Below are 22,291 nucleotides of genomic sequence, written 5' to 3' on the forward strand. Positions count from 1 at the left end.
GTCCACCTTCATCGTTGGATGTGCACGAGCGCGACTGCGACAGTAGCCGCAACGATCTCGTGTTACAGCCGTTCGGTCTCCATCGTCACGCCTGCGGCGGGAAGCCGGGCGAGCAACGCGTCGCCGAGCGACGCCGCAGGTGTCAGCACGCCGTGGAGATCGGAGAGGGCGTCGCGATCGAACGCGAGCGCAAGCCCGCACTCCCCCAACAACACGGAAGTGGCCTTGTATCCGGGGTCGCCCTGCTGCGCCATGGTGGCGCGGTATCGCGCGCCGCTGGACGTCGTGGTGTACGTCTCCACCCGGTAGTGGCCGTTCTCGCGAGCGCGCTCGCTGGGTCCCGTGCCCGGCTTGGGTAGGACGCGTTCGACCAGGCCGCGGGGCAACTTGTCGAAGTATCGGCTGCCGAGGCCCAGGACGGCGGCATTGGCCGCGGTGCCCAGCGCCGCCGCGACGGGCGCCACCACCGACGACCCCACGCTCATGTTCTCCGCGTAGCGGAACGTGCGGCCGTACGCCCAGTCGAGCAACGCGTTGCTGCGCCGCACGATTCGCGCGTTCGGCGCGCCCATCGCGAACGCACCGGTCCAGATGCCGTCCAGTTCGGGCGCAATGTCACGCCCACGCCGCCACGGGGTGTCGGACTGGTGGCCGAACTCGGGTTCGGCGCTCCGGTCCGTCGTCAGCGTGTAGGGATCGTTCATCGCCCGCCGCGCCTCGGGGTCGGTCGACGAGGTCTGCATGACCTCCACCATCGAGGCGGCGGTGCCACCCGACACGCCACCGGCGAAGCCGCGAAGCACGAAGTTGGTCTCCCCGAGCTCGCCCGAGCCGTCGGCGAGCGCCCGCTTGTAGAGCGCATACACCGTGAGATCCGAAGGAACGGAGTCGAATCCGCAGGAATGGACGATGCGGGCGCCGTTGTCGGCCGCCTCCTTGTGGAACAGGTCGATGCTCTCGCGGATGAACATCGTCTCACCGGTGAGATCTGCGTAGTCGGTGCCCGCCGCGGCGCACGCCGCGACGACCGGCAGCCCGTACTTCGTGTACGGCCCGACCGTGGTGACGACCACGCGCGTACGGGCCGCCATGTCGTTGAGCGTGGACGGCTGGCCGGCCTCAGCCTCGATCAGCTCCCACGACTGCGCCGCCGCACCAAGTGACTCACGAACGTCGCGGAGCTTGGCCACGGACCTGCCTGCGAGTGCGATGCGGGCCTGGCCGCCGACCTTGGCCAGGTACTGGGCCGTCAACTTGCCGACGAACCCGGTCGCCCCGTAGAGCACGATGTCGAATTCACGCTGCGGTTCGGTCATGAACCCAAGCTACCGGTGCCTCACCCGAGCGTTTCCGGAAGCTCGACGTCTTCGCCGAGAAGATGGCGCCCCAGGAAGGCGAGGACGACCTCATACCAGATCTTGGCGTGCTGCGGTGCGAGCACCCAGTGCCCCTCGGTCGGGAAGTACAGGAACTGGTGCGGGCTGGTGCCGTCGTCCGCGGCGGGCAGCGCCGACTCCGTCAGCAGCTCGAACCAGAGCCGCAGGCCCTCGCCGATCGGCACCCGGTAGTCCTTGTCGCCGTGGATGACGAGCGTCGGGGTGGAGATCTCGGCCACGCTACGGTGTGGCGAGTTCCGTTCGGCCATCTGCGTCGTCATCTCTCGGGCCCACCAGTAGCCGCCGTCGGTGGTCGGCCCGAATTGGTCCAACGCCCACAGGCTGGCGTGGGTGACGATCGCGTCGAATCGGTCGGTGTGGCCGGCGATCCAGTTGGCCATGTATCCGCCGAACGACCCACCCATCGCCGCGGTGCGCGTCGCGTCGACCCTCGGATGCTCGAGCGCCTCGTCGGTGGCCGCCATCAGATCGGTGTACGGCGCGAAGCCCCAAGCGCCCCAGCCGCGTTGGATGAACTCCTGGCCATAGCCCGTCGACAACGCCGGATCGGGCATCAGCACCGCGTAACCGCGCGCCGCCAGCAGCCAGGGATTCCAGCGCCAGTGCCAGGTGTTCCAACTCCCGAGTGGGCCGCCGTGGATCCACAGCACCAGCGGTGCCGGCTCGTCCCCGTCGGGAAGCACCAGCCACGAGCGCACGTGACTCCCGTCGTCCGCGACGGCAGTTACCTCGGTCAGTTCGCCCGGCAGAGGCGGCATGTCCACACAGGGCAGCGGCGTGACGGCACCGTCGGGATCGATGCGCACGGGGTGTGGCTGCGACGCGTACGAGCTGCGCAGTGCAAAGACCACGCCGCCCGGTGCGGGGCACACGTTCGTGTAGCTGAAGTCGTCGTGGGTCAGTCGGGTCACCGAGGAGTCGGCGGGATCGACGAGGAAGACGGGCCCGCGACCCGCTTCGTCGGCCGTGACGATCAGCCGCGAGCCGTCCGCGGCCCACGCCACGGAAGTAGGCCACCGGTCCCAGTCCGTGGCGACCTCTCTGAACGGATCCCCGAACGTCATGTGGCACAGCGTGATCCGCGGTGCCTGGTCCGGCGTCGAGTGCGCCTCGCGGACGAAGGCCACCGCCGAGCCGTCGGGCGAAATAGCCGGGGCGCCGAGATCGGCCGGCGGGTCGTCTGCGATCGTCGTGCGCTCACCGGTGGCGACGTCGACCCGCACCAGCACGTCGCGGAGCGAGGCACCGGGACCGGCCACCGCCCACGACGTCACGACGAACCGACCGTCCGCGCTGACGTCGATGCCCGCTTCGCGAAGGCCCCGTCCGGGGTCGGGCGTCAGGTCGCGGACACCGGTCACGTCGACGAGATGCGGCTGGGCGGGGCCGATGTCGTGATCCCAGTGGCGAACCGGATACCCCGTGTGCAGCAATGCGGTGATCTTGTTGTCCTTGCGCAGCGCGCGCAGCCGCTTGTCGTCCTCGACGCTTCGGGCCGACGGCATCAGTGACGCGGTGACCAGCGTGACGTCGGCGTCGCGCGCGGTGTGGACCGCGTTCACCCCGCCCGGGAGTTCGAGGACGGCGACGGCCTCTCCACCTCGAGCCGGTAGCCGCCACAACGATGCCGTCGGTTCGTCGCCTCCATCGGAGCCGGGGACGTCGCGCGTGGCGACGAAGAGCAGGTCTCCGCCCGCGGCGAACACCGGCGACGACTCCCCCTTCGCGCCGCGGGTGAGGCGTCGAGCAGCCCGCTCGCCCGTGACGTCGAGCTCCCACACCGCGGTGACGTACTCGGTGCGCTTCTCGTTGAGCTCGCTGACCGTCGTGACCGCGCGGGATCCGTCGGCCGACACAGCCAGACCAGACACCCGGGGCAGCGCCAAGAACTCGTCGAGATCGGCAAAGGGGCTGTCCATCATGGCGGTCCATGGGATTGCAGCCAGTGGACGACGCGGCCGCGGTACGCGGTGATGCCCTTGTAGTCGGCGAGGTCAGCGGGTAGTTCGGCGAGCACCGCCGCCATGCGCAGCCGCCACGGCTCGACGGTGACGAGGTCGCAGAGCGGCAGCATGTAGGTGCGGATCAGGAAGCAGACGGCACCGGACTCCGGCAGCCTGATCAGGTGTTGCGCCTCCACCCGCAGGTGAATGAGGCGGCCGAACGTCTCATCGTCGACGGTGGTCGCCAACCGCCGTTCGGGGGCCCACTCGGGATAGCGCTCCATCGAGAGGTCGAGGCGGCGACCGATCGCCATCGACCAGTTGGTCCGCCGGAAGGCCTCGTTGGGTTGCAGTCGCAGGATGAAGTCGCGGGCTCGGGTGATGACTCCACTCTCGCGGAGACGCGGGACTGGGCCGTGGATTTCGAGGAACTCCATACCGACGTCGAATCCGAACGACCATCCCGCGGCGAACGTCACGACGCCTGCGTCGCCGAACAACTCACCGTCGCGTTGATCGAGGAGGACGATGTCCTCCTGCACCTGCCCGGCGATGTAGGCCAGTGGCTCGACGGGCAGCGTCGACTCGTCGCCGAACACGAAGTCCTGAAACACTCCGAGACGGGAGTTGCGCCAGTGCCAGGTGGCGCCATCGCCGATGAGCGACATGGTTTCCGGATACGCGGTGGCCAGCTCGCGCATGAGGGTGAGCATCGTGTCCCAGCACGCGGGCCGCATGTGCGGCAGGACGGCATGGCGGGTGGGGTCGGCAGCGAGGATCGCGGCCCGCTCGGCGAGCTCGCCTTCGTATTCACTGTCGACGTCGACGACCCGTTCGCCCCACTGACCGGCCGGGGTCACGACCGCGGTGCCTGCCGGCGCCAGGTTCGTGCTGTACCGATAGCTGTCGGCCGGGAACGGAAAGGGGAAGGTGGCGAACAGGTCCGGCGCCGAGGTCGTCATAGCGCCAACTCCAATCGGTCTCCGGCCGCCCTGGACACGCAGCACATCAGGGAGTCCCCGGTCGCCCGCTCGGGCTCGCTCAGATAAAGGTCTCGATGCAGTATCTCGCCTCCGGTTACGGTGATCCGGCATTCGCCGCACACGCCTTGCCTGCACAGGTTGGGGACGTCGTGGCCGCGAGCCTGCAACGCCGCGAGCAGCGAGACCCCGGCTTCGACGGTGAAGCTGTCGCCGGTCGTTCTCAGGTACACCTCGAACGGCTCACCAGGGTCGATCGCGGCGATCCCGAAGTGTTCCACGTGCACCCTGCTCCGGGGCCACCCCAAATCGGTTGCCAGCTTGATGACTTCATCCATGAACGAGCTGGGGCCACAGAGGTAGACGTGGGTGCCGAGTGGCTGACTGGCCAATGCGGCGGTCAGCGCTGCGGTGAACGGGCCGCGGTCGGTGAAGACCGTGGCGTTGTGGGTGAGGGCGTTGACGTCGTCGACATGTGCCCCGCGTCCCTCGCGGTGGATGTAGAGCAGTTCGACCTCACGACCCCAGCGGCGGGCGCTACATAGGTGGGACACCATCGGCGTGATTCCGATACCCGCCGCCACCAGGAGATGCTTGGCCGCCCGCAATACGGGCGCAAAGGCGCTGCGGGGCGTGCGGGCGACGACGGTGTCACCCGCGCGCAGTTCACGGTGGATCCACTGCGATCCGCCAGACCCGTTGGGGCACTCCAGGACCGAGATGGCATAGGTCGTCGGTGAGACGCCGTCGTTGGTCAGGGAGTACGCGTTGACGGCGGGGCCGCACTCGACGACGAGGTGACTGCCCGGCGTGAACGACGGCAGCGGCCCGCCGTCGCCACGGGACAGCCGCAGAGCACGAATGCCGGGTATTCGATCGTCGACACCGGTCACCACCAATTCCAGGACACTCACGTCATGACCCCCAGATGCGCACCGATTCGACGCGAAACATGTTGGTGGACAACGAGGTGACGGCCGCACCCGACGCATGCGACGATACCCTCGAGCTCCACCGCTGCGCGGGTGACCGAGCGGCAGTGCGCACAGTGCACGTCGCGATGCGCCACGTCGGTGCTGGCCACGGTGATCTCGTCGTCGCCCACGTGGTTCCTGACAGCGTGTGCCCTCAGTCGCAGGCAGGCGTCCGCTGGTCCCGCGATCATCAGCCGCCAACCGACGAGTGCGGTGGCCATGTCCGCGGTGAGCGCGTCTCGCGCCGCGACGTCGTCGCAGACGCGATGAACGCGGGGGGCGGCGCCGGGTTGACGGGCCTCGATCTGGGCGATCCAGCCGTTGACGATCTCGGCCACCGCTGCCGTTTGGGAGTCTCCGTCGACGAACGCGACCACCGTCCAGTACCGGCCGGACAGGTCGGTGTCGGGACGAGTGGGCGCAACAGCCCAGGTGGGCACGCTCGTCAACTCGATGGCAGGTGTCATGAGGAATCTCTCCCGAGGAAACCACAGATCCGTCTCGCGGAGGTGAATCCGACGTCCCGGACGTCAGCGGAGTCAGTTTGATTTTCAAACGCACGGCTTGAAGTCTGGTGACGTGCCCGCCATCGCCCTCGTCAACCACCCGGGTCGGCCGTGCCCGATCGCCGCCGCATTGGAGGTCGTCGGTGAGAAGTAGGCGCTGTTGGTCGTCCGCGAGATTGCCTTCGGCGCCCACCGGTTCGGCGAGATCGTGGCAGGCACCGGTGCACCTCGCGACCGGATCTCCGCCCGCCTCAAGACCCTGGAGGCCGCGGGCGTCGTCACGCGGACTCCGTATCAGGACCACCCCCGGCGGGACGAGTACCGGCTGACCGACTCCGGTCGCGCCCTGATCCCGACCCTGAACGCCCTGCTCGACTGGGGCAACGCGCACGCCATCGCGTCCGACGACCGGGAGACTCGATGACCGACGCGGGGTGGGGCGAGATGCGCTCCAAGGTCGTCAGCTGGCACGACCCGGCACCGACGACGACCACTGGCCTGTCCATGGCGGGCATCGACTATCTGCGCGCCATGGTCGATGGCAAGCTCCCGCCCCCACCGATCTCCGGGCTGATGGCGTTCACGATGGCGTCCGCCGAACCCGGCCGCGTCGTCTTCACCTGCCAACCCGACGAGTCGGCGTACAACCCGATCGGCGCGATTCACGGCGGACTGCTCACCGCGACCGGCACCGTCATCAAGAGCGGTTCGCGTGTCGGCTTCACCGAAGGCGTCGTCACGGACGCGGCCGGTGCCGTCGTGGCGTCCGGACGGCACCACGCGCGAGGCGGACGCGGTGATCGGCGCCGAGGGGGTCGGCTCCATGGTGGCACGCCACTTGAACGGCACGCTGCGTCGCCGTTACACCGGATACACCGCGTGGCGTCGTGTCGCCGAGTACGCACTGGACCTCGACCTCGCGGGCGAAACCGTTGGCACCGGAACCGAATTCGGTCATGTACCGCTCGGACCGGACCACACCTACTGGTTCGGCACCGAACGTCGACCCGCGGATAGCGACTCCCCCGACGGCGAGCTGCCCTACCTCCGCTCGAAGTACGGCACGTGGGCCGACCCCATTCCCGCCCTCCTGGCTGCCACCGATCCGGCCGACGTGCTGCGCAACGATCTCTACGATCGCGAGGAGGCTCGGCAGTGGTCGCGTGGGCCCGTCGTCTTGGTCGGCGATGCCGCCCACCCGATGCGGCCGCACCTCGGCCAGGGCGGCTGTCAGGGGTTGGAGGACGCCGCCACGCTCGCCCATTGCGTCGACGCCGTCGACGACCTGCCAGGAGCATTCGCGCAGTTCACGGAGCTGCGGCGGCCGCGGGCGCAATCGCTGGCCAGAGAGTCCAGACTGGTGGGCCGGATCGTCAACGCGCGGCCCGCCCTTCTAGGCGCCGCGGCCATGCGCGCGTCGTCCCTGCGGCCCGAGGCAATCTTGACGCGACACCTGGCGTCGATCGCTGGGCGCTCGGCCTTCGTCTTGCCCGGCTCACGATGACTACCCGCCTGGGCCCCCTGGCCGTCGGTGCAGCCGACCCCGCGGCGGTCACGACTTTCTGGAGGACCGTTCTCGGCGACGCGGAGTTCGGGCGTCACCTGACGATCGAGCCCGAGCGGGAGCCGAAGGTGGTCAAGAACAGGGTCCACCTCGACCTCTACGTTTGCGACGTGGCGCCCTTGTTGGACCTCGGCGCCCGTGTGTTGGACGACTACCCGCCGACCAGGGCCACGCTCGCGGACGTCGAGGGCAACGAGTTCTGCGTGTTCATCGATCCGGACCGCGACACCGAGCCGCGGGCGGGTGTTCGCGGTGTGCACGGACAGCGACAGACCTGCGGACGTGGGCGCATGGTGGGCGTCGCTCGTCGGCGCAGAGGTCCGTCCCGGGCCGGACGGAGTGCCGCGTTATCTGCACGGCTGCGCCGGGTGGTCCGACGTGATCTGGAAGTTCGTCGAGGTGGATGACGAGCGCGTGGCGCTCAACAGATGGCGGTGGAGCGTCGTGGCCGGCAGCGACCGCTTGGTCGACGCCGGCGCCGTGCCGTCGGGTGAAGGCGGGTTCACCGACCCCGACGGCAACGACTTCAGCGCTGAGCGGTCAGGGCGCCCAGCGGTTTGAGCAGAGCCGTGCACATCTGGCGGAAGTTCACGAACCCGAGCAGGCCGTTGACGGGCATGGCCTGGCAGCCCGTCGCGGCAGGAGCGGTCGTCGAAGTCGAGGCATTCCAGATCGCGGGAGTGCCACCGCGGGAGCCACACTTCGGCCACGCGCCGGGGCCCTGGCTGACCAGAACGTTCTCGGCCACGCGGATCTGCTCTTGACGCGAGGCCGTCGCAGGTGATCCGACGCCGCCGTTGGAGCTCCAGGTCGCCGGCTTGAACTGAAGCCCGCCGTAGTGGCCGTTTCCGGTGTTGGCAGCCCAGTTGCCGCCCGCCTCGCACTGCGCGACGGCATCCCAGTTCATCGAGTCCGCGTGGGCGGTAGCTGCGGACATCGCGGTCGACATGGCCATCGCGGCGATGGCGAATGCGCCGGTGAGCACGACCAGCTTCAGGCTGTTGGTGATTGCCTTGCCGATAACGTTGATCTTCATGAGTGCGGTCCTTCCCCGACCGTTCGACACGAGGACCGCGGCAACGCGTTGCCTAATTGACGCGGTCAACCAGTAATTCGTGTGACAGATCTCACGTGTTACACAAGAGACGAAAGTTCTTTATCGGGGCGTGATGGATTTCAGAGAATGTTGAGGTAGGAGGGGCAAAAGAGAAAGCGGCGCCGGGCGTGTCGCCCAGCGCCGCTCTCGCGCAATCGTCGTGCGGAGACTATCCCCGCCGGCCGCAGACCGGCCATGCACCGATGCCCTGGCTCTTCAGCACATTGTTGGCAACGCGGATCTGCTCGTCCTTGCTCGCCTGGTGGGGCGAGCCGCTGCCCCCGTTGGCGTGCCACGTACCCATCGCGAACTGCAGGCCACCGTAGTAACCGTTGCCCGTGGCCGTGTTCCAGTTGCCGCCCGACTCGCAGGCTGCAACGGCATCCCAGTTCACGCCACCGTCCGCATTCGCGGTACCGGTGCCCAGCGCCATCGGGGCCACGGCAAGCGCCCCGGCGATGGTGGCCAGACCAAACGTCTTGCGAATGTTCTTCAACTTCGATCCTTTCGCCAAGCGCGCGCCAACGACGCCCGCGAAAGGCGGGCGTGGGTTGCCTGTCAGACAGGCGGAGGGGTTGGGCCGTGCCGTCTCGGTCGGGCACGACAGTGGGCGGCCAGACATGCCACGCCGGGCATCACGCCCGGCGGCAGCGAGGGCGCGGGATCAGTCCCGGGCCAACAGCCGCCCCACTCACACGCAGGTTCGTGGTTTTGAAATGATTTGCTCCGGTTATGGAGACATCTGGAAGGTACAAACGTTTCTCAGGAAAGTCACACGAGGTGAAGCGTGTGTCGCCGTTTGATAACGGACAGATCACGGCGGCACCGGCCAGCGTACGTGCAGGTCAAGTGGCGATCACCGCACGCAGGGGAACCGCAGCCTGACCACCCGACGGTGAGCCAAATCACGCCCTTATTGTGATCTGGCACACGACCGCTCAACATCATATGTCACATCCTTCACTGAATCCGACTCTCCACCAGCATCATTGGTCATGCGCGGGTGGACCATACCCGCATTGTTCGCTGAGGCGAATCCAACTCGGCGCGGCGTTCGGAGAACCGAAATATCAAGCGCTGCAATGCTTTATGTCAATCTCACGATCACCGGTATGTGATCATCGGCGACCGGAGTCCTCTACCGTGGAGTCCAAATGACCTTTTTGCGAGCATCTTTCAGCCTCTGCATCGCTCAATCGACGATGGCGATGGGGAGCGACCAGCCACCACGCATGAGCCTAAGTCGTTGACCTGAACCCTGACCCGTCCCATTCGCGGCCCAAGTGCTCGACGAACGGAATGCTCCGCCGCCAATTCGAGCACATCCCCATACTGAATGTCGGCCAGATCGTCTCAACCGCAACGCATTACCGTTGACATTGGCGATCAGTCCCGCTGCAGGGTGAATTTCAGGTCACGAATTGATACTCGAACAACGTTCCAATTAAGTCAGCTTAATTCGGAATTCATGCACCAACCGGGAAATTCGCGATTCTTCCCGTCAGAATTGACAATTTGCTGACCACTCAGCTGAGGTCGGCAGCCGCATTCACATTCGTCAGCGAGCGTTGTTCGGGCATCACGACACGCTGTGTGTCGACGGCATCCACCAGGGCACGCATGCTGCGCGCACCAGAAGCCACCAGCTCCTCGGCTCGCGACGCGAGGTCGGTGCGGTAGACGCCGGCCAGGTAGTGATCGCGACCGTCCCACGGCAGCACCACATCAGCCCCCAGACGCACCGACGGCCCGACCAGCTCCTCGATCAATTCAACGGTCAGGTAGGGCATGTCGACGGCGCACACGAAGGCCCGTTCCACGCCGGCGTCGGCTGCGGCGCGCAGCCCCCTGGCCGTCGCGAGCAGTGGACCGACGCCGCGGATTTCGTCGCGCAGCACGTCGGCATCGAGCGCCGGCAGCGGTTGACCAGGCGCCGCCACCACGAACACGGGCGAACAGCGGGTCTTCAGCGTCGTCACGGCCTGCTCGACGAACGTGCGCCCGGAGAATTGCAGGGTCGCCTTGTCGCGGCCCATGCGCCGCGAGGCTCCGCCCGCCAGCACGATCGCCGCCAGCGGATCGGATGAGGTCTCGAGGACCTCGCTGCTATTCGACGTTCCAGGTGTCCTTGCCACGAAGCAAGGATTGCAGAGCGTCGGCGTCGTGGCGCTTGGATTCCATCGCAGAGGTCACCTGATCGTGCGCCATCTCGTCGTACGTCGGCCGGAACACCTGACGGAAGATGCCCATGACCGTGTGCTCGAGGTTCTGCTCACTCAGTCGCGACAGCGCGAACGCATAGGCGGAATCGTTGGTCGTCGCGTCGTGCACCACGATCTCGTCGACCGACACGTCCGCGGTCTTGGCGACCTCGAGGCCGAAACCCGACTTCACCACGCAGTACTCGCCATCGGCGCCGAACGTGATCGGTTGACCGTGCGACACGTTGATCAGCCGTTCCTCCGAGCCTTCCTTGCGGAGCGCGTCGAAGGAGCCGTCGTTGAAGATCGGGCAGTCCTGCATGATCTCGACGAGCGCAGCGCCACGATGCGAGGCCGCGGCCCGCAGCACCTCGGTCAGGCCCTTCTTGTCCGAGTCCAGCGCGCGACCGACGAAGGTCGCCTCCGCACCCAGTGCCAGCGACACGGGGTTGAACGGGTAGTCCAACGACCCCATGGGCGAGGTCTTGGTGACCTTGCCGACCTCGGAGGTCGGTGAGTACTGGCCCTTGGTCAGACCGTAGATGCGGTTGTTGAAGAGCAGAATCGTGATGTTCACGTTCCGACGCAGCGCATGGATCAGGTGGTTGCCGCCGATGGACAACGCGTCGCCGTCACCGGTGACGACCCAGACCGACAGATCGTCGCGGGCCAGCGCCAAACCGGTCGCGAAGGTCGGGGCACGTCCGTGGATGGAGTGCAGACCGTAGGTCTCGAGGTAGTACGGGAACCGGCTGGAGCAGCCAATGCCGCTGACGAACACCATGTTCTCGCGCTTGAGCCCGAGCTCGGGCAGGAAGCTGCGGATGGTGTTGAGGATGACGTAGTCACCGCAACCCGGGCACCAGCGAACCTCCTGGTCACTGGCGAAGTCCTTGGCCTTCTGCGGCTCGTCGGTCGTCGGCACGCCGCTGACCTTGGTGAGACCGACGGGCGTCAGTCCCAAGTCCGAGCCGATCAAGTCAGTCATGCATCCGCTCCTACGCCAATGTCCACGGTGGCGGCCGCCAACCGGGCGAACTTGGCCTTGTCACTTTCCTTTTCGCGCAGCGTCCCGTCGAGGGCCGAATCGATGATGCCCTCCACCTCCTCGGCGAGGAACGCCATGCCTTCGACCTTCGTCACCGACTGGATGTCGACGAGGAACTTGCCGCGCAGCAGCAGGGCGAACTGGCCCAGATTCATCTCGGGCACGACTACATTCGGGTAGCTGCGCAGAACGTCGCCGACGTTGGCGGGCAGCGGATTGAGGTGGCGGAGCTGCGCGTGCGCGACCTTGACGCCCTTGCGCCGTGCGCGTCGGCACGCTTCACCGATGGGCCCGTAGGAGCTGCCCCAGCCCACGATCAGTAGCTCCGCGTCGCCGCTCGGATCGTCGACGGCCAGGTCGGGAACGGCGATACCGTCGATCTTGGCTTGGCGCAGCCGCACCATCAGATCGTGGTTCTTCGGCTCGTAGGAGATGTTGCCCGATCCGTTGGCCGACTCGAGTCCGCCGATGCGGTGCTCCAGGCCGGGGGTACCGGGGACCGCGAACTGGCGGGCCAGGGTCTCGGGGTCGCGGGCGTAGGGCTGGAAGGGCTCGTCGGGCTTGGCGAACGTGTGGTCGATCGGCTCGAACGTCGTCACGTCCGGGATGCGCCACGGCTCGGAGCCGTTGGCGATCGCGCCGTCCGACAACAGGATTACGGGTGTGCGGTACGTCAGTGCGATCCGTGCGGCCTCGACGGCGATCTCGAAGCAGTCCGACGGCGACTGGGGCGCGAGCACCGCGACGGGCGATTCACCGTTGCGGCCGTACAGCGCCTGCATCAGGTCCGCCTGCTCTGTCTTGGTAGGCAGGCCGGTCGAGGGGCCGCCTCGCTGAACGTCGACGACGAGCAGCGGGAGTTCGGCCATCACGCCGAGGCCGATGGCCTCTGCCTTGAGTGCCACACCGGGACCCGAGGTGCTGGTGACGCCGAGCGCGCCACCGTAGGACGCGCCGAGTGCCGCGCCGATGCCCGCGATCTCGTCCTCCGCCTGGAAGGTCAGGACGTTGAAGTTCTTGTGTTTGGACAGCTCGTGCAGGATGTCCGACGCGGGGGTGATCGGGTAGCTGCCGAGCATCACCCGCGTGTTGGCCAGCTGGCCCGCGACGACGATGCCGTACGCCAACGCGGTGTTGCCGGACACCTGGCGGTACTCACCGGACTTCAGCTTGGCGGGTGACACCTCGTAGGTGGTGCCGAACGCCTCGGTGGTCTCGCCGTAGTTCCAGCCCGCCCTCAGCGCGAGTACGTTCGCTTCGGCGATCTCGGGCTTGCGGGCGAACTTCTCTCGAATGAAGCGCTCGCTGTGTTCGAGCTCGCGGCTGTACATCCACGACAGTAGTCCGAGCGCGAACATGTTCTTGGCCCGCGAACCGTCCTTCTTCGATGCGCCGATCTCTTCGACGGCTCCCAGCGTCAGCGTCGTCATCGGAACGGCCTGCACGACGTAGTCGGAGAGCTCGTCGGTCTCCAGCGGATTGGCGTCGTAGCCGACCTTCGCCATGTTGCGCTTGGTGAACTCGTCGGAGTTGGCGATGACGAGCCCGCCGCGCGGCAGGTCGCCCACGTTGGCCTTGAGCGCCGCCGGGTTCATCGCGACGAGGACGTCGGGACGGTCACCGGCGGTGAGGATGTCGAAGTCGGCGATCTGGATCTGGAACGACGACACACCGGGCAGCGTGCCCTGTGGCGCGCGGATCTCGGCGGGGTAATTCGGTTGCGTCGCAAGGTCATTGCCGAACAGTGCGGCTTCGGTGGTGAACCGGTCCCCCGTCAGCTGCATGCCGTCACCGGAGTCACCCGCGAAGCGGATGACCACCTTCTCGAGCTTCTGCGGGGTGGAGTTCGGACCGGCTTCGCTGCCGCTCAAAGTCACGACCCCCTGCCTTTCACGCGTCGTGAGGTTGAGGTGATTCCGTGTCGCAATGAAGGTCGCTTTCGCGCCCGCGCCGCTGGGTTGACGTCAACCTGTTCTTATCTGTCACTGGCAGTACCGATTATTGCACTGGTCTTAGGCTGACCCTTACCGGACCGCCGCGTGTCCAGCACGTTAAGTGCAGCAAAACGTGCTGATCAACGGTTGAAGCCAACGGACGCGCACCGATCTTGTGGTTTTCATCACGTTCGGTGAGGTTTGAATCCTAAGAATGAAGCTACCCGCCAGTAGCCTAGGTACTAGCGCCTTTCGAACGAACTTGACACGTGTCGATTATCCAAGCCACGACCTGCGGCTACACCCTGTCGGGTGACGAGATCTTCAGTCGCTTCTCGAGCTCGCGCGCGACGAGTTGGCTGGCGCGCTCGGCCGCCGCGACGGGCTCGGCGCCTGCCGCCCGGTTGGCGACGTAGCACGCCGTGAACATGTCGCCCGCGCCCGTCGCCTGCACGCCCGTGACCCGCCAGGCGGCGGGCACTCTCACGACGGCGCCCTCGGTGTAGATGTCGCAGCCCTCGGAGCCCAGGGTTACCAGGATCTCCGGCACGCCCAGCCGTTCGGCCGTCGTCTCGTCGAACTCGCCGTCGGCCACGATCACCGCCTCGTCCTCGGCCAGCTTGAGGACGCTGATGTCGCGAAGCAGGCTGTGCGGGTAGTCCCGGTCCACGGTGAGTGGACCCACCCGGTCCGCACGGACGAGTCCCTGGCCGTCGTAGGCGACACGGTGTCCGCGGTCCGCCAGCAGCGCCAACGTGCTCTCGGGGAAGTCCGCGCGCAGCAGCGGGGCCAGGTGCACCCAGGTGGTCTCGGGGTTGGCGGCCTCGATCTCCGGTGCACCCCAGACGGGTCCGAGCGCTACGACGGACATCGCGCGGTGGTCGACGTCCACGTAGTCCAGCCGGAATCCCGCGGTCCGATCCGAGTCGATGATGCGGACGAGGGACCCGAACCGGTCGAGGACGCCGGTGAACAGCTGGTGGTCCCGAGGCGCGCCCATCGCCACGATCTGGCCGACTCCGCCCGCGTACTCCAGCGCCACACCGGCGAAGGACGCACAGCCACCCGGGCTCGGCGGCGCCCCGTCGATGACGTCGATCGCGAGGTTGCCGAGGACGGTCACACCGTTTACCAGCTGTGGCCGCACCGTTCGAAGTCTCCTGCTGTCCGTCGGCGCGCCGGAGTCGCCGTGAGGCGAAATGGTATCTGGGAACGCTGCGAATCGACGACCTGGAGCTCAGCTCGGCAGATTGTAGGGGGTGATCACCTGGATCGGCGTCGGTCGCACCGGCTCGGCGGGCAGGGCGCCGTGGCACTGCAGAATCTGGCGCATCGCCAGGCGGGCGTCGGCGCGCAGGTCGTTGTGCAGCACCACCGAAATCCGTCCTTCGCGCAGCAGCTGGCGGTTGTCGGCGTCGAGGTCGTGCGCGATGAAGACCCGGCAGACGCGGCCGATCTTCTCGAACGCGGCGACCGTCGCGGTGTTGCCGCCGCCGGGTGAGTAGACCGCCTCCACCGTCGGGTGCCGTTCGAGGGCGTCGAGCACCAGCCGCTCGGTGGTGGCGTCGATGCCGTCGCTGTCGCTCACCTCGACGACGTCGCGGCCGGAGCCTCGCAGAGCGGACCGGAATCCGACCTCGCGTTCCCCCTCACCACGGAACACCGTGCCGCTCAGCGTGATCACAACGGTCGACGAGGCCGAGCCCAGCCATTGGTCCATCAGATACGCGGCCGTGACACCCGCGCCGTGATTGTCGATGCCGACGTAGGCGCACCGCGCGCTGGTCGGCACGTCTGTCGTGTAGGTCACGACGGGAACGCCCGCGCCGACGAGCCGGTCGACCGCTTCGGCCACCTCGGGGGCATCCTGCGCCTTGAGCACGACGCCGTGGCTGCCGCGGATCCGGGACAGCGCGTCGGCCATCTGCCCGGTGGAACCGGATTCCCAGAGGTGGAAGCGGGCCCTCAACATTGCAGGGGCGAAGGCGGACAGTTCGGCCTCGACGGCCGCGCGGAAGGCATCGGAGAACCGTTGCGGGGTCTGCATCACGACGTCGATCAGGAAGCGGCGGCCGTTGAGGCGCAGCTGAGCGCGCTGCTTGTCGAGGTCCGCGATCGCCTGGGCGACCTCGGCACGGGTGTTCTCCCGAACGCCGGGCCGGCCGTTGAGGACGCGATCGACGGTCGCCTCGCTCAGCCCCGACTGCTGGGCGATCTCACGGACCTTGTAGCGATGCGGCACGACGCTTCCCCTTCGCGAGCAGACGCAAATGTGCCCCGACGCGCCGCAAGGTGGGGACCTTTGCGTCTGCTCGCGCCAAATCGTGAGGTCTTTTTGACTGTTTTTTGGTGTTGATTGCGGCGCAAGTCACCACAAGACTAACGGGCATGGCTTCACCGACAACCACTGCGCACCGCGCGTGGATCGGGGCGTCAGACTGCGATCTCGAAGACTTCCGCGCGCTCGTGTCCACCGACACCGACGCGGGCGACTACCCGCTCTCGACCGACGTCCGCCACGGCGTGCTGGTCTACTGCTCCGAGGCTGTGGCGAGCGCCGATCGACACGAACTGCAGACCGAGTGGATCCGGGCGCTCTCCGACGGACCCGGTGTCGTGGTGTTCGAGGGCGCGTTCGATCACGACGCGGTGGATCGTGCCAGTGCCGCGTTCACCGCGATCATCGAGGCTCAACGCGCGAACGGCGCGGCGGCGGGTGACCACTTCGGCAAGGCGGGCGCGAATGACCGCGTCTGGAATGCCACGCAGAAACTGGCACTGCATGCCCCCGAGGTGTTCGCCGACTACTACGCCAATGACACCCTCGCGATGGTGTCGCAGGCCTGGCTGGGCCCCCGCTATCAGGTCACCTCACAGGTCAACGTCGTCAATCCCGATGGTGCCCCGCAAGTTCCGCACCGCGACTATCACCTTGGCTTCGTCGACACCGACCAACTGGAGGCATATCCGGCGCACCTGCACCGCATGTCGGCGGTCCTTACCCTGCAGGGCGCCATCGCGCATGACGACATGCCATTGGAGAGCGGGCCGACGATGCTGCTGCCGCACTCGCAGAAGTTCGCGGGCGGATACGTCGCGTTCCATCGCCGCGAGTTCATCGACTACTTCGCCGCCCACCAGGTGCAGGTTGCGCTCCGCGCGGGCGACGCGGTCTTCTTCAACCCCGCGCTCTTCCACGGAGCGGGCGCGAACACGTCGACGGACCTTCGCCGAATGGCCAACCTCTTGCAGATTTCCTCACCGTTCGGGCGTGCGATGGAGGCACTGGACCGCACCGCGATGGTGCGGGCCATCTACCCGGCCCTCCTGGCGATGAAGGCCGCCCGCCGCTCGGATCGCGACATCCGCAACGTGGTGAACGCGACCGCCGAGGGCTACGCGTTCCCCACGAACCTCGACCACGACCAACCGATCGGCAGCCTGGCGCCGCCGAGCCAGGTCGACACCGTCCTCGCCGCCCTGGCCGACGGACTCACCCCCGACGCACTGGACATCGCACTCGTGCAGCACACGACAAGGAGAATCCCATGACCACCCTCGGCGTAATCGGACTCGGGCGCATCGGCGCCTTCCACACCGAAACCCTCAGCGCCCTAGACGGTCTCGACGGTTTGGTGATCACCGACGAGCGCACCGACGTCGCCGAGGCCGTCGCCGCCAAGCACGGTGCCAAGTACGTTGCGACCGTGGAGGAGCTCCTGTCCTCCGGCGTCGACGGGGTGGTCGTCGCCGCGGCGACGCCCGCCCACGCGGAGCTGACCCTGGCTGCCGTCGAGCGCGGCATCCCGACGTTCTGCGAGAAGCCGATTGCCTCGACGGCAGCGGAGAGCGCCCGGGTCGCCGAGGTGATCCTCAAGTCCGGCGTGCCGGTCCAGGTCGGCTACCAGCGCCGGTTCGACGCGGCGTTCGCCGCGGCCAAGCGCGCCGTCGACGACGGGTCGCTCGGCACCCTGCACACGGTGCGCAGCACCACGATGGACCCCGCTCCCCCACCGATGGACTACATCAAGGGATCGGGCGGCATCTTCCGCGACTGTGCCGTGCACGACTTCGACGTGTTGAACTGGATCACCGGGCAGCGCGCCGTCGAGGTGTACGCGACCGGCACCGTCCAGGGCGACCCGCTGTTCGCCGAGTACGCCGACGTCGACACCGCCGCGGTGATCGTCAAGTTCGACGGTGGCGCCATGGGTCTCGTCTCGGCCGCTCGGTACAACGCCCGCGGCTATGACTGCCGTCTCGAGGTCCACGGCTTTGACGACAGCGTCGCCGCGGGCTGGGATCAGGGCGTGCCGGTGCGAAACATGGATCCGCGGAACGACTTTCCTACCGGACCCCCGCACCACTTCTTCATGGACCGCTTCACCGAGGCGTTCCGCACCGAGCTGGCCGCGTTCGTGCGCGTGACTCGGGGCGAGGCGATTCCCGGTGCGACGGTCGCCGACGCGGTCGAGGTCGCGTGGCTAGCCGAGGCCGCCACCGTATCCCTGCGACGGGGTGCGCCGGTGCGCCTGAATGAGGTTCGCAACGCATGAGCGCCATCAAGATCGCCGGAGCACCCATCTCGTGGGGTGTTTGCGAGGTGCCCGGCTGGGGTTACCAGCTGCAGCCCGACCGGGTGCTGACCGAGATGCGCGGCGCCGGGCTCACCGCCACCGAGTTCGGTCCCGAGGGCTTCCTGCCGACCGACACCGACGAGCTGAAATCGGTTCTGCGCGAAAAGGATTTGACGTGCGTCGGCGGCTTCGTCCCAGTCGTGCTGTTCAAGGACGACCACGACCCCGCCGATGACCTCGCCGGTCCACTCGAGTCGCTGGTCGCCGCAGGGGCCGGTGTCGTGGTGCTCGCCGCAGCCACCGGATCCGACGGCTACGACTCGCGTCCGGTCCTCGACGACGCCCAGTGGGCGACGCTGCTGGACAACCTGGACCGGCTGGCGGCCATCGTCGCCAACCGGGGTCTGCTGGCCGTGCTGCATCCACACGTCGGCACCATCGTCGAGACCCGCTCCGACGTCGACCGGGTGCTCGCGGGCTCGTCCATCCCGTTGTGCCTGGACACCGGGCACCTGCTGATCGGCGGCACCGATCCGCTGGAATTGGCCAAGGCCGTGCCGAACCGCATCGCCCACACTCACCTCAAGGACGTGGACGCCGCGTTGGCGACGAAGGTTCAGTCCGGTGAGCTGACCTACACCGACGCCGTGAAGGCTGGCATGTACACCCCGTTGGGCACCGGCGACGTGGACATCGCCGGAATCGTCTCGGTATTGCGGGACAACGGTTTCGACGGTTGGTTCGTACTGGAGCAGGACACGATTCTGGACGGCGAGCCCGCTGGCGAAGGTCCGGTCCGTGACGTACTGGCGAGTGTGGCCTACCTCCACACCGTCACGTCGTGAGCCTGCGCATCGGGGTTCTCGGTGCATCGCGGATCGCCCAGTCGGCGATCGTCGGCCCCGCCGCCGAACTCGGCCACCGGTTGGTGGCCGTGGCGGCGCGCGACCGATCGCGGGCCGAGGTGTTCGCCGAAAAGCATGGTGTCGAGCGAGTGCTCGACGGCTACCAGGCGGTGATCGACGACCCCGAGGTCGACGTCGTCTACAACCCGTTGGCCAACTCACTGCACGCGCCGTGGAACCTCGTGGCGATCGCGGCAGGCAAGCCCATACTGAGCGAAAAGCCCTTCGCCAGCAACGAATCCGAGGCACGACGCGTCGCTTCGGCGGCCGACGCGGCGGGCGTGCAGGTACTGGAGGGCTTCCACTACTCCTTCCATCCCGTCACTCGGCGCGCCTTCTCGCTCGCCGCCGCAGGCGCCCTAGGTGAGATCACGCACGTCGAGGTCCGGATGTCCATGCCGACACCTGGCGACGACGACCCGCGCTGGTCTCTGGAGATGGCCGGCGGCGCCCTGATGGACCTGGGCTGCTACGGCCTGCACGTGATGCGCTCGCTGGGCCGTCTGGCGGTCCCCGGGATCGAGGGGAGGCCGTCGATCGTGCGTGCGCACGCCGAGCAGCGCGCGCCGGGAGTGGACGCCTGGTGCGACGTCGAGATCGGATTCCCCGGCGGCGCCACCGGTCTGGCTGCCCACTCCATGGTGGGACGCGCCCACTCGTTCACCATCCGAATCGTCGGGACGGCAGGCGATCTCCTGGTGCACGACTTCATCAAGCCGGGCGACGACGATCGACTCACCATCAACACCCCGGCGGGTACCACCATCGAACGGCTCGGCACCAGGGCGTCCTACACGTATCAGCTGGCGGCGTTCGCCGCCCACGTGCAGCACGGCGCTCCGCTTCCGTTCGGCACCGCGGACGCTGTGTCGAACATGACCTTCGTCGACGACGCCTACCGGGCGGCAGGGATGCAGCCGCGGTAGGACTCTCGCGAAGGGGCCACTCGATTTTCGGGTAGTGGACTACTCACGCCCGCAACCTCTGCGGCAATCCGGAGTTGCGGTGTCACCCAGCCCTTCAGCTCAAGGAACACAACATGAGAGTCATGCCAGCCGTGACAGCACTTAGGGCATCCCAGCTTCTTCCTCCATTGACGGCCGCGCTCGCCATCGTTGCCGTCGCCGCCCCAGCGCCTGCCATCGGTGATCCGCTGCCCTATGGGCCGGACACCCGCATTCAGGGGCTCGTCTGGCGGGAGGCCCGGACCGGCGACACCGTGTGCGTGACCCCGGCCGCCCGAGACCGCACCGCGCAGGAGAACGCGAACCCCACGCTCAACCGCCAACCCGGGGGGCGGCGCCTCGGGGCCGGACACCTGTGCGCAGGGCTTCGTCTGGCGGGAGGCGTTCAGCGGCGACACCATCTGCGTGACGCCAGGAGAGCGTTCAGAGACGCTGGCGGCCAATGCTGCCGCCGAATACAACAAGCAGGCCAACCAGCCCGGTGCCACACAGCAGGCCCCGCAGACCTCGGCGAGTTCGCACACGGTGGTGTTCGAAGTCACCGGATCCGGTGAGGTGTACGGCATCGTGACCGATCCGGGCGGGCCGATCGTCCCCGACCACACGAAAATCCCGTGGAAGCGCACCATGACGGTCGCGGCCGACGAGGACTTACTTCAGGTGGTCGCAACCGGCAGGAACGATCCAGGCCCGGGTTGCCGGATCACCGTCGACGGCAAGGTAGTGGTCGAACAACGCATCGGCGGCGACGCGCACTGCATCTACAGCTTCAACTGACGACACGAGCAGCGGCGGCCCGAGGCACCGGAACCGAGTCCAGCGTCAGGGCCGCCGTCCGCTGCGCCTGGTCCGCGGTCGGGTTGCGGAGCGTTCGTGCCAGCGCAGGCGCAGTAGCAGCACCTGGCGGTGCGCTCGGAAGGACAGGCTCAGCGGGTCACGCCAGGCCGACGAGCGCGCCAAGCGTTCGTGATCAACGTCCACGTGTCGATTGTGCCCGCCAACTGGACATCACGCGTGGTGGCGCGCGTCACCGGACGGCGTCGTGCCGATGAACGATCACCCAACTCGTACGGCTGCCGCCGACGTTGAAACCAGAGCGCATCAGCACGAGACTGACGCATATGAGCGAGTTCGAACTGGCGGTCAGCGCGGAGATGGTGTTCACCGAGCTTCCGATCGTCGAGCGGGTGCGGCGAATCCGCGATCTTGGCTTCGCCGCGGAGATCTGGAGATGGGACGACAAGGACCTTGGCGCCCTTGCCGCGACCGGTGCGAAGTTCACCTCGATGACCGGCTACCTGCGTGGCGACCTAATCGATCCTCAGACCGCCGACGAGGTGGTTCGGACAGCCGAGTTGAGCGTCCAGGCCGCCGAGAGGCTCGGCGTGACGCGCCTCAACCTACACACGGCCGAGTTCCTCGATGGCCTGCCGGCTCGTCCTTGCCTGCGCGCGACCGGGGCGATGTGGACCACGGCCCTGCGGACACTCGAGAAGCTGGCCGAACTGGGCGCGTCGGCGGGCGTGACGTTCTGCGTCGAGAACCTCAACACCATCGTCGACCATCCAGGAGTGCCGCTGGCTCGCGCCAAGGACACCCTCGCGCTGGTCGAGGGAGTCGGACACCCCAACGTCAAGATGATGCTCGACCTCTATCACGCGCAGATCGGTGAGGGAAACCTCATCGAGCTCGTTCGCCGCTGCGGCAATGCCATCGGCGAGATCCAGGTGACCGACGTGCCGGGCAGATGCCAACCGGGCACGGGCGAGATCTACTACCCGGCCGTCGCGAAGGCATTGGGGGACATGGGTTATCGCGGCAACGTCGGCTTGGAGGGCTACGCCGCGGGCGACGACGTGGACGCGCTCGAGGCGTTCCGCGCGGCATTCACTATTTAGCCGCTGTCCTGGCTAGCGGTTCTGCTGGTGGCGGTGGGGCTCGGCGGTGCCCGGCTTGATCTGGGTGCCGTTGACACCGTCATGGTGCTGCTGAACGGCGAAGGTCTGCGGACCCGGGTTCGGGACCACCGAGCTGGCCTGGCTGGTCGTGGCGAAACCAGTGGCGAGCACGGCGGGAGCGACGGCAAGGGCGACAGCGGCGGCGATCCGGCGGGCGAAGGTGTTCATCGAGTTCTCCTGGCGTGAGTGGCTTTTCGATCCCCGGTCGGAGTGCTCCGGCCTCCTCGCCAGAGAAAAGCCGTG

General features: G+C 67.4%; 20 protein-coding genes and 4 pseudogenes. 11 read left to right on the forward strand and 13 right to left on the reverse strand.

All coding sequences use genetic code 11. The annotated features are described in order from the left end of the window. Positions 1–62: 62 nt before the first annotated feature. From VET27_RS02585 to VET27_RS02605, 5 genes are read right to left on the reverse strand one after another with little or no spacing between them, the layout of a single operon-like run. Entirely contained in the window at positions 63–1,316 is a 1,254-nt protein-coding gene (locus VET27_RS02585; protein WP_526514834.1) for a saccharopine dehydrogenase family protein, read from the reverse strand. A 20-nt stretch (positions 1,317–1,336) separates the two neighbouring features. After that, a complete protein-coding gene (locus tag VET27_RS02590) occupies positions 1,337–3,319 on the reverse strand; it encodes a prolyl oligopeptidase family serine peptidase (protein WP_526514836.1) in 1,983 nt (660 codons plus the stop codon). Then, positions 3,316–4,302, reverse strand: a complete 987-nt coding sequence (locus tag VET27_RS02595; RefSeq protein WP_526514838.1) for a heme-dependent oxidative N-demethylase subunit alpha family protein — start codon at positions 4,300–4,302, stop codon at positions 3,316–3,318. Before VET27_RS02595 ends, VET27_RS02590 begins: the two co-directional genes overlap by 4 nt. After that, a complete protein-coding gene (locus VET27_RS02600; RefSeq protein WP_526514840.1) occupies positions 4,299–5,234 on the reverse strand; it encodes a PDR/VanB family oxidoreductase in 936 nt (311 codons plus the stop codon). Before VET27_RS02600 ends, VET27_RS02595 begins: the two co-directional genes overlap by 4 nt. Further along, positions 5,231–5,761 carry a dimethylamine monooxygenase subunit DmmA family protein gene (locus VET27_RS02605; RefSeq protein WP_526514842.1) on the reverse strand — a complete coding sequence of 177 codons (531 nt, stop codon included), beginning with the start codon at positions 5,759–5,761 and terminating at the stop codon, positions 5,231–5,233. The genes VET27_RS02600 and VET27_RS02605 overlap by 4 nt, the downstream gene beginning before the upstream one ends. Before the next feature lie 199 nt (positions 5,762–5,960). On the opposite strand from VET27_RS02605, the gene VET27_RS02610 reads away from it, so the two are divergent. The 5 genes and pseudogenes from VET27_RS02610 (at position 5,961) to VET27_RS02630 (ending at position 7,925) form a co-directional block, all read left to right on the forward strand. After that, complete coding sequence (locus VET27_RS02610) at positions 5,961–6,224, forward strand: winged helix-turn-helix transcriptional regulator (RefSeq protein ID WP_526514844.1); 264 nt, start codon at positions 5,961–5,963, stop codon at positions 6,222–6,224. After that, a pseudogene (locus VET27_RS02615) lies at positions 6,221–6,568 on the forward strand (PaaI family thioesterase); the annotation flags it as partial. The gene VET27_RS02610 and the pseudogene VET27_RS02615, both read left to right, overlap by 4 nt. Position 6,569: 1 nt before the next feature. Next, positions 6,570–7,304 (forward strand): annotated as a pseudogene (locus VET27_RS02620) (FAD-dependent monooxygenase); the annotation flags it as partial. After that, positions 7,301–7,513 (forward strand): annotated as a pseudogene (locus VET27_RS02625) (VOC family protein); the annotation flags it as partial. The pseudogenes VET27_RS02620 and VET27_RS02625, both read left to right, overlap by 4 nt. A gap of 133 nt (positions 7,514–7,646) precedes the next feature. Continuing rightward, complete coding sequence (locus tag VET27_RS02630; protein ID WP_526514846.1) at positions 7,647–7,925, forward strand: VOC family protein; 279 nt, start codon at positions 7,647–7,649, stop codon at positions 7,923–7,925. Here VET27_RS02630 and VET27_RS02635 read toward each other — a convergent pair. From VET27_RS02635 to VET27_RS02665, 7 genes and pseudogenes are all read right to left on the reverse strand, one after another. Further along, the gene (locus VET27_RS02635; protein ID WP_526514848.1) at positions 7,891–8,400 is read right to left on the reverse strand and encodes a transglycosylase family protein; all 510 of its coding nucleotides are present in this window, start codon (positions 8,398–8,400) and stop codon (positions 7,891–7,893) included. The genes VET27_RS02630 and VET27_RS02635 overlap by 35 nt on opposite strands. Positions 8,401–8,629: 229 nt before the next feature. Continuing rightward, positions 8,630–8,854 (reverse strand): annotated as a pseudogene (locus VET27_RS02640) (transglycosylase family protein); the annotation flags it as partial. A 1,132-nt stretch (positions 8,855–9,986) separates the two neighbouring features. Further along, the gene (gene mobA / locus VET27_RS02645; protein WP_526514850.1) at positions 9,987–10,595 is read right to left on the reverse strand and encodes a molybdenum cofactor guanylyltransferase; all 609 of its coding nucleotides are present in this window, start codon (positions 10,593–10,595) and stop codon (positions 9,987–9,989) included. Next, on the reverse strand, positions 10,567–11,649 hold the full coding sequence (locus tag VET27_RS02650; protein WP_526514852.1) for a thiamine pyrophosphate-dependent enzyme: 1,083 nt from the start codon (positions 11,647–11,649) through the stop codon (positions 10,567–10,569). Before VET27_RS02650 ends, mobA begins: the two co-directional genes overlap by 29 nt. Next, on the reverse strand, positions 11,646–13,586 hold the full coding sequence (locus tag VET27_RS02655; protein ID WP_526514854.1) for a 2-oxoacid:acceptor oxidoreductase subunit alpha: 1,941 nt from the start codon (positions 13,584–13,586) through the stop codon (positions 11,646–11,648). The genes VET27_RS02650 and VET27_RS02655 overlap by 4 nt, the downstream gene beginning before the upstream one ends. Before the next feature lie 355 nt (positions 13,587–13,941). Then, positions 13,942–14,766: a PfkB family carbohydrate kinase gene (locus tag VET27_RS02660; RefSeq protein WP_526514912.1), complete on the reverse strand. Its 825-nt coding sequence runs from the start codon at positions 14,764–14,766 to the stop codon at positions 13,942–13,944. 114 nt (positions 14,767–14,880) lie between these two features. Continuing rightward, entirely contained in the window at positions 14,881–15,885 is a 1,005-nt protein-coding gene (locus tag VET27_RS02665; RefSeq protein ID WP_526514856.1) for a LacI family DNA-binding transcriptional regulator, read from the reverse strand. Between the two features lie 146 nt (positions 15,886–16,031). Here VET27_RS02665 and VET27_RS02670 point away from each other — a divergent pair, with 146 nt between their 5' ends. From VET27_RS02670 to VET27_RS02695, 6 genes are all read left to right on the forward strand, one after another. Beyond that, positions 16,032–17,195: a phytanoyl-CoA dioxygenase family protein gene (locus VET27_RS02670; protein WP_526514858.1), complete on the forward strand. Its 1,164-nt coding sequence runs from the start codon at positions 16,032–16,034 to the stop codon at positions 17,193–17,195. Next, entirely contained in the window at positions 17,192–18,199 is a 1,008-nt protein-coding gene (locus VET27_RS02675; protein WP_526514860.1) for a Gfo/Idh/MocA family protein, read from the forward strand. Before VET27_RS02670 ends, VET27_RS02675 begins: the two co-directional genes overlap by 4 nt. Beyond that, positions 18,196–19,065 carry a sugar phosphate isomerase/epimerase family protein gene (locus tag VET27_RS02680; protein ID WP_526514862.1) on the forward strand — a complete coding sequence of 290 codons (870 nt, stop codon included), beginning with the start codon at positions 18,196–18,198 and terminating at the stop codon, positions 19,063–19,065. The genes VET27_RS02675 and VET27_RS02680 overlap by 4 nt, the downstream gene beginning before the upstream one ends. Next, complete coding sequence (locus VET27_RS02685) at positions 19,062–20,051, forward strand: Gfo/Idh/MocA family protein (RefSeq protein WP_526514864.1); 990 nt, start codon at positions 19,062–19,064, stop codon at positions 20,049–20,051. The genes VET27_RS02680 and VET27_RS02685 overlap by 4 nt, the downstream gene beginning before the upstream one ends. 444 nt (positions 20,052–20,495) lie before the next feature. Next, positions 20,496–20,867, forward strand: a complete 372-nt coding sequence (locus VET27_RS02690) for an MmpS family transport accessory protein (RefSeq protein ID WP_526514866.1) — start codon at positions 20,496–20,498, stop codon at positions 20,865–20,867. A gap of 344 nt (positions 20,868–21,211) precedes the next feature. Continuing rightward, positions 21,212–21,988 (forward strand): TIM barrel protein, encoded by a 777-nt coding sequence (locus VET27_RS02695; protein ID WP_526514868.1) that lies wholly within the window; start codon positions 21,212–21,214, stop codon positions 21,986–21,988. Positions 21,989–22,000: 12 nt separating this feature from the next. On the opposite strand, the gene VET27_RS02700 is transcribed toward VET27_RS02695, so the two are convergent. Beyond that, positions 22,001–22,216 carry a hypothetical protein gene (locus VET27_RS02700; RefSeq protein WP_526514870.1) on the reverse strand — a complete coding sequence of 72 codons (216 nt, stop codon included), beginning with the start codon at positions 22,214–22,216 and terminating at the stop codon, positions 22,001–22,003. Positions 22,217–22,291 lie beyond the last annotated feature (75 nt).

Origin of the sequence: Mycobacterium sp. (assembly GCF_035633495.1) — a bacterium.
In the GTDB taxonomy this organism is placed as follows: Bacteria; Actinomycetota; Actinomycetes; order Mycobacteriales; family Mycobacteriaceae; genus Mycobacterium.

Bases quoted from the DNA above. Each gene is read 5' to 3' on its own strand.
- VET27_RS02675 (WP_526514860.1), top strand. From the start codon at position 17,192: ATGACCACCCTCGGCGTAATCGGACTCGGGCGCATCGGCGCCTTCCAC.
- VET27_RS02650 (WP_526514852.1), bottom strand. From the start codon at position 11,649: ATGACTGACTTGATCGGCTCGGACTTGGGACTGACGCCCGTCGGTCTC.
- VET27_RS02585 (WP_526514834.1), bottom strand. From the start codon at position 1,316: ATGACCGAACCGCAGCGTGAATTCGACATCGTGCTCTACGGGGCGACC.
- VET27_RS02605 (WP_526514842.1), bottom strand. From the start codon at position 5,761: ATGACACCTGCCATCGAGTTGACGAGCGTGCCCACCTGGGCTGTTGCG.
- VET27_RS02700 (WP_526514870.1), bottom strand. From the start codon at position 22,216: ATGAACACCTTCGCCCGCCGGATCGCCGCCGCTGTCGCCCTTGCCGTC.
- VET27_RS02635 (WP_526514848.1), bottom strand. From the start codon at position 8,400: ATGAAGATCAACGTTATCGGCAAGGCAATCACCAACAGCCTGAAGCTG.
- VET27_RS02595 (WP_526514838.1), bottom strand. From the start codon at position 4,302: ATGACGACCTCGGCGCCGGACCTGTTCGCCACCTTCCCCTTTCCGTTC.
- VET27_RS02590 (WP_526514836.1), bottom strand. From the start codon at position 3,319: ATGATGGACAGCCCCTTTGCCGATCTCGACGAGTTCTTGGCGCTGCCC.
- VET27_RS02695 (WP_526514868.1), top strand. From the start codon at position 21,212: ATGAGCGAGTTCGAACTGGCGGTCAGCGCGGAGATGGTGTTCACCGAG.
- VET27_RS02680 (WP_526514862.1), top strand. From the start codon at position 18,196: ATGAGCGCCATCAAGATCGCCGGAGCACCCATCTCGTGGGGTGTTTGC.
- VET27_RS02670 (WP_526514858.1), top strand. From the start codon at position 16,032: ATGGCTTCACCGACAACCACTGCGCACCGCGCGTGGATCGGGGCGTCA.